Below are 5033 nucleotides of genomic sequence, written 5' to 3'. Positions count from 1 at the left end.
TTTTGCGTTTTCGATCCGCAAGGTCGAGATGTCGCAGACGTAGTCGTCTGCTTGCATTTGGCTCTCCTCGGGGATGCCGGCAACCGGTGACTGAAGGCGATTAACCCAATCACCGCTTTTCGCCGACCGGCGCGCTTCCGTGTTGGTCACTTCGCCAGCTTCCACCACCGACTCGTCGGGCCGAAGGGCCCTAAGTCACCGATCTATCTGCCGGATGCCATCACGTGGCGGAAGTCAATCGCTTCTTAGGGTCCAAATCCTCTGGTGGCCGGTGCCCTCGCGTCCCATCCTGTGAAAGCGAAGGAGAGCGACGAATGCCCAAGAACTGGTTGGTGATGGAGGGTGATGGACCCGCGGCGCCCTATCGCGCCCGATTGGCCGGGGCAGGGCGGCAGCTGCCTGCCACCGTGCTCACAACCGACGAATTGATGGCGACCACGCGTCATCACACGCACATCGATCTGGAACGACTGACCGGCATCTACGAACGTCGCGTCTCGAACGGCGACGAGGACTCCTACAGCCTTGCAACCTCGGCGGCGCTGGATTGCCTGGACAAGGCACAACAGCAGGCGGCGTCACTCGATGTGGTGATCAGTTGCAGTATCACGAAGTTTCGTGGCGGCCTGACGCAGTGGGTAGAGCCGACGATGAGTAGTGCTGTTGCCCATGCGATCGGGGCTGAGAAAGCAGTGACGTTCGATCTGTCCAACGCATGTGCGGGAATGCTGACGGGTGTCACGGTGCTCAACGATTGGATCCGGCAGGGCACCGTCGAGCGCGGTTTGGTGGTCAGCGGCGAGTACATCTCGCAACTCGGCCAGAATGCGGCCCGGCACATCCGCAACATCATGAGCAAAGAACTCGCCTGCCTGACACTGGGCGACGCGGGAGCGGCGCTTCTGTTCGAGCGTGCCACCCCCGGGTCTGGCGGCATCAGCGTTGCCGGCTTCACCACGGTTGCCGACCACAGCCGGCTGTGCCTTGCCTACCCGAAGGGGCATGATCCTGGGGCCCGGATGTTTACCGATTCCCGCGGGATCCAGCGGGCAGCCATTGCCGACACCCCGCTGTTGCTCCACGAAGTCCTCGATGCAGCCGGCATCGCGATGCACGACATCGATCACGTGATCACGCATCAGACCTCGGCCCGCGCGATACGCAAGGGGATGGCCGCGTGGTCGGCTTCATTCGGTGACAGTCCGCAACACGACGCCGTGATCACCGTCGATCGCTACGGGAACACGGCGTCGACGACCCACACCGTGGCACTTGTGGAAGAACTCGAAGCCGGGCGGATCCGGCCGGGCGAAACGGTCGCCTTGATTGCGCTGGCATCAGGGCTGGAGATCGGCGTCGTTCTCCTCACCGTGGACGAAGATTTGGTGGGCCGCTATGGGCACAGTGATTGAGCGCCTCGACGTCACCCGAGCAGGTTGGCGCACCCGGCACAGCGCACTACATCTGGCGGTCGCGTCGGCCAAGACCTGTTTGCAACGAGCGGGCCGAGAGCCCGACGACGTAGACCTTCTGATCAATACCGGCATCTACCGCGACAAGAACCTGGCCGAGCCGGCCCTCGCGGCGCTCATCCAGGAGGACATCGGGGCCAACCCTGAGGACCCACACGAGGACGCTCACGGCACGTTCTCGTTCGACATAGCGAACGGAACGTGCGGAATCCTCACCGCGCTGCAGATCGTGGACGGCTTTCTGCGGTCGCACACCATCAACTGCGCCCTGGTCGTCACGAGTGACGCCGATCCGGGGCGCGGGATGAGCGAGCACTTTCCGTTCTCCCCCGTCGGGGCGGCACTGTTGTGCGACTGGAGCGAGGACGACATCGGACTCGGCCGTGTGCACTGGGTGAACATCCCCGACGACGGTGAGAACTTCCGCGCCACTGTCGGACTCGAAGACGCGCGCAATGTGCTTCGATTCAGCGGGTCGGCGGCGATGGACAAGCAATTCGCCGCCGCCGGCGCCCAGGTGGCCCGCGGCTGCCTCCAGGAGGCCTCGCTCGGACTTTCCGACGTCGATATCATCGTCGCCTCGCCGGCCCGGCACGGCTATCGCGCGGCACTGGCCGCCCAACTCGCAGTACCGGTGGAACGGATCACCGTCGCCGACGACGAGAGCATGCATACCGCCTCGCTGGTGGCGGCACTCCGTAGTGCGACCGAAGAACTCCCGCCAGGCGCCCGCGTTCTGCTCATTGCCGCCGGCGCGGGAGTCACCGCGGGTGCCGCTGTCTACCACGCGGCGCCACTCGCCGCCCTAGGACCATCGGGTTAGTGACCCATGCCTGATGACCGGACGCCGTTGGACCAATCGTCCGGCGTAGCGGTGGAAAAAGGAGAATGTCATGCCGAAGCTCAGCACGCACCCGGGGATCGTCGTCGGCGTCGACGGCTCGCCGGGCTCTAAGGTCGCGGTCCAGTGGGCCGCCGGCGACGCCAAGTTACGCAATGTTCCGCTGACGTTGGTGCATGTTGTTCCGGCGACAGCGGGGAAATGGCTGGAATCGTCATTGATCCCAGCGTGGATGCGCGGGCAGCGAGAACGAGGGCGACAAGTGATTGACGAAGCGCTCAAGATCGCCAACGAAAGCTGTCGGCGTGGCCCACCACAGATCTACTGCGAAATGCCCTCTGCGACTGCCGTTCCCGCTCTGGTCGACCTGTCTAAGGACGCCGAGTTGGTGGTGGTGGGCTGCCTTGGTACCGGCACGTTGCGGGGCCGTCACATGGGTTCGGTGAGCTCCGGGCTGGTCTATCATGCGCATTGTCCGGTCGCGGTGATCCACGACGGCGTCGTGTTGAATGCCGATGCGGAGCGCGCCCCGGTGCTGGTGGGCATTGACGGCTCGCCAGAGTCGGAGTTGGCGACGGCGATCGCCTTCGATGAAGCCTCGCGCCGCGAGGTGGGGCTGACGGCCCTGCACGCGTGGAGCGATGTGAGTGTGTTCGATTGGATCGTCACTCGCGCCGGTCGCAGCTGGGCGGAACTGAGAGCAGTAGAGGACGAGGCTTTGGCCGAGCGTCTGGCCGGATGGGGTGAACGCTACCCCGATGTGTCCGTGCGCCGGGTCGTCGTGCGCAACGAGCCGGCCCGCCAACTCGTCGACCAATCCGAGTCGGCTCAGCTCGTGGTCCTCGGCAGTCACGGCCGCGGCGGATTCGCCGGAATGTTGTTGGGCTCCATCAGCGCCGCAGTGGTGCTATTGGCCCGCGTGCCGGTCATCGTTGCACGCCAACCGCTGGCCTAATTGTGTCGACCTGAGCGGTTAGGTACGCGGCTGGCTGATGGGTTGCCCGCAAGCGCAGTGTGACTAGTCCATCGTCGGCATCAGGACGGCGCTGAGTTCAGCGCCTACGAATGGCCCCCGCAAGCGGGACTTCCGTCCCTACCGCCGGCGTCCGTCAACTGGTCGGATTCAGGTGTCGCTCACGACGGCCCGAAGAAAGCGGAACCATGGCAATGAAGGCGCCGACGAGATCGGGAACCACAATTGTGACCCTGACGATGAATCCGGCGCTCGACATCACCACGGACACCGATCGGGTCATTCCGACCGACAAAATGCGGTGCGGGCCGCCCCGTTACGATCCCGGCGGCGGCGGAATCAACGTCGCGCGAATCGCCCACGTGCTTGGCGCGTCGGTGTCGGCGCTCTTTCCGGCGGGCGGCCACGCCGGCGACAAGGTGACCGATCTTGTCGCTGACTCAGGGGTGCTGGTGCAGCGGATCACCGTGGCTCGATCCACCAGGGAAAGCTTCACGGTAGACGAGGACAGCACCGGCCAGCAGTACCGGTTCGTGCTCCCGGGTCCGCGGCTCACCGATGCCGAGCAGACCGAGTGCCTCGACAAACTAAGTGCCGCGGCAGCATCCGCGGACTTCGTCGTGGCGAGCGGCAGCCTGCCGCCCGGCGTGCCTAGCCACTTTTATCAGCGGGTCGCCGACATCTGTCGCGAGCGAGGCGCGCTGCTGATTCTCGACACCTCCGGGGCTGGACTGCGACATATTTCTTCCGGCGTCTTTCTGCTCAAGCCGAGCGTGCGAGAACTACGCGAATGTGTCGGACGGGGACTCATCAGCGAGTCCGAGCAGCTCGCCGCGGCGCACGAACTCATCGACCGCGGCTGCGCTCAGTTCGTCGTCGTGTCACTCGGGTCCGAGGGCGCTCTGCTTGCTACACAGCATGGAAGCCAACGTTATTCGGCGGTAATGGTGCCTTCCGGCAGCGGCGTGGGCGCCGGGGACGCTATGACCGCCGGCATCACCGTGGGCCTTAGCCGCGGTTGGCGACTCGACAAGGCGGTGCGGCTGGGCATCGCTGCCGGTGCGGCCATGCTGCTGACTCCCGGCACCGCGCCCTGCACCCGTGAAGATGTCGAGCGGTTTTTCGAGATGGTCGCCGACCCCATAGACATCGACGGACCGAGGCGCAACGACGGGCAACCACGGCCTGCAGACCAATGGTTGTCCGCTCAAGCAAGGACATCGCCATGACGCTGCCGGTCACCGTCGACCCGCGCTACCACGACGCCGTAATCTTCAACCTCAACGCCGTGTTGACCGACACTGATGGTGTTCCGGTGTTCGAGTCGACGGTCAACTTGGTGCGAAAATTACTCGACGTCGGGATCGCCACGGCGGTCCACTCGTTGCACCCTGGCGGTCAACAGCTCTTGAAAGCCGCGGGGATTGATGACCTTTTCGGTGTCTGTGTAGATGGCGTCCCTGCCGCGGCCCTCGTCGAAGCCACCCGCCGACTCGGTGTGCGTCCGCAACGGTCTGTCGTCGTCGACGACGCCGGTGAGGGGATAGCGGCCGCCCGGGACGGCGGTTTCGCACTGGTCATCGGTGTCGACCGCACCGGGCATGCCGACAGACTATTGGGGTGCGGCGCCGACGTTGTGGTTGCGGACCTGGACGACGTCGCTGTACGCGTGGGTGACCGGCGGATCTCGCAGCTTCCCGATGCGGTGGAGTCATACGGTCAGATCATCGGTGTTCTGGGCGCCCGA

Annotated in this window: 5 protein-coding genes; all 5 read left to right on the top strand. The window is 64.9% G+C overall.

The features are described from left to right. Positions 1-314 precede the first annotated feature (314 nt). Positions 315-1412, top strand: coding sequence for a 3-oxoacyl-ACP synthase III family protein (locus ACLQI9_RS25270; RefSeq protein ID WP_442381541.1), 1098 nt, complete (start codon positions 315-317; stop codon positions 1410-1412). After that, the gene (locus ACLQI9_RS25265; protein ID WP_442392348.1) at positions 1396-2295 is read left to right on the top strand and encodes a 3-oxoacyl-[acyl-carrier-protein] synthase III C-terminal domain-containing protein; all 900 of its coding nucleotides are present in this window, start codon (positions 1396-1398) and stop codon (positions 2293-2295) included. The genes ACLQI9_RS25270 and ACLQI9_RS25265 overlap by 17 nt, the downstream gene beginning before the upstream one ends. 70 nt (positions 2296-2365) lie before the next feature. After that, the gene (locus ACLQI9_RS25260; RefSeq protein WP_442381512.1) at positions 2366-3268 is read left to right on the top strand and encodes a universal stress protein; all 903 of its coding nucleotides are present in this window, start codon (positions 2366-2368) and stop codon (positions 3266-3268) included. 206 nt (positions 3269-3474) lie between these two features. Then, positions 3475-4515, top strand: coding sequence for a 1-phosphofructokinase family hexose kinase (locus ACLQI9_RS25255; RefSeq protein ID WP_442392347.1), 1041 nt, complete (start codon positions 3475-3477; stop codon positions 4513-4515). Then, positions 4512-5033 (top strand): HAD family hydrolase (locus ACLQI9_RS25250; RefSeq protein ID WP_442392346.1); only part of this gene is annotated, 522 nt, incomplete at its 3' end. The genes ACLQI9_RS25255 and ACLQI9_RS25250, both read left to right, overlap by 4 nt.

Origin of the sequence: Mycobacterium sp. (assembly GCF_052143115.1) — a bacterium.
Classification (GTDB): Bacteria; Actinomycetota; Actinomycetes; order Mycobacteriales; family Mycobacteriaceae; genus Mycobacterium.
This window is presented reverse-complemented; position numbering and strand designations above follow the sequence as displayed.

Coding starts and splice junctions, on each gene's coding strand:
- ACLQI9_RS25270 (WP_442381541.1), top strand. CDS start 315: ATGCCCAAGAACTGGTTGGTGATGGAGGGTGATGGACCCGCGGCGCCC.
- ACLQI9_RS25265 (WP_442392348.1), top strand. CDS start 1,396: ATGGGCACAGTGATTGAGCGCCTCGACGTCACCCGAGCAGGTTGGCGC.
- ACLQI9_RS25260 (WP_442381512.1), top strand. CDS start 2,366: ATGCCGAAGCTCAGCACGCACCCGGGGATCGTCGTCGGCGTCGACGGC.
- ACLQI9_RS25255 (WP_442392347.1), top strand. CDS start 3,475: ATGGCAATGAAGGCGCCGACGAGATCGGGAACCACAATTGTGACCCTG.